Here is a 1232-nt window from a genome sequence, read left to right as displayed (position 1 = left end):
GTCAACGACCCCCTCCTGAAGGAGGGGGCTTGAGGTGCCGCCTGGTGCCTTGAGCCCGTATTGACCAGCCCCAGCCATCACGAACAGGAGGTGCATCCTCGATGGCTACGTTCACCGCAAGACAGCAGACCCACCAGCCCGTGCTTCCTCAGCGGGCTGCTCTGGAATCCGTGGGAGCAGACAACCCGGGTCGGGACGAAACGGGTCACGGACGCGGCTTCGCCGCACCTGGCGGTGGACATGGGCGAGGGGAGACCGTACGGCACGCACCGGCCGTTCGGCGTCACCCCCAGGACACCGCGGTGTCCGAGGGAGCGAACCGTGAGGTTCACCCGGCCGTGTTCATCCTGGACGCTCACGGCCACCCGCTCGACCCGTGCCATCCCGCCCGTGCCCGCCGCCTGCTGGCGGCCGGTCGGGCGGTGGTGATGCGCCGCACCCCGTTCGTTATCCGCCTCAAAGACCGGCTCGTCGCCGACTCCACCGTAAAAGGCGTGCACGCCGGTATCGACCCCGGCTCCCAGCACACCGGCATCAGTGTGTTCGCCGACCGTGACGGGAGCCGCACCGGCCTGTTCGGCATTCAGCTCGACCATCGGGGCGGGCGGATCCGCGACAGGCTCAGCGCGCGGGCCGCGTTGCGCCGTGGCCGCAGGTCGCGGAACCTGCGCTACCGCGCCCCCCGCTTCAACAACCGCACGAAACCTCAAGGGTGGCTGGCGCCGTCGCTGCGCCACCGCGTGGACACGACGATGTCGCAGGTGGCGCGGCTGGCCCGGTGGGCGCCCATCACCGCCGTCCACGTGGAGAAGGTCTCCTTCGACACCCACGCCCTGTCGGCCGAAAGGCCGCTCGAAGGAGCCGAATACCAGCGGGGCACCCTCGCCGGGTACGAGGTCCGCGAATACCTGCTCGCCACGTGGGGGCGCACCTGCGCCTACTGCGGCGCGAGCGGTGTGCCGCTGAACCTCGACCACATCCATCCCCGCAGCCGGGGCGGCTCCGACCGCGTCAGCAACCTCACCCTGGCCTGCATCCCGTGTAACCAGGCCAAGAACGCCACCCCGATCGAAGAGTTCCTCCAGGCCAAGCCCGCACTCCTGGCGAAGATCCTCAAGCAGGCGAAAGCGCCGCTGCGTGACGCCGCCGCCGTCAACGCCACCCGCTGGGCGCTGTGGCGGGCACTGCAGGCGACCGGCCTGCCGGTCGCGACGGCCTCGGGCGGGCGCACC

1 protein-coding gene is annotated in these 1232 nt (G+C 70.7%); it reads left to right on the top strand.

Going from position 1 to position 1232, the window contains the following annotated elements; translation table 11 throughout:
• Positions 1-302: 302 nt before the first annotated feature.
• Positions 303-1232, top strand: a 930-nt coding sequence (iscB, locus tag ACFY3D_RS39515) for an RNA-guided endonuclease IscB (RefSeq protein WP_389989656.1), incomplete at its 3' end; no start/stop codon positions are given.

It is taken from the genome of Streptosporangium sp. NPDC000509 (assembly GCF_042898365.1).
Lineage (GTDB): Bacteria > Actinomycetota > Actinomycetes > Streptosporangiales > Streptosporangiaceae > Streptosporangium.
This window is presented reverse-complemented; position numbering and strand designations above follow the sequence as displayed.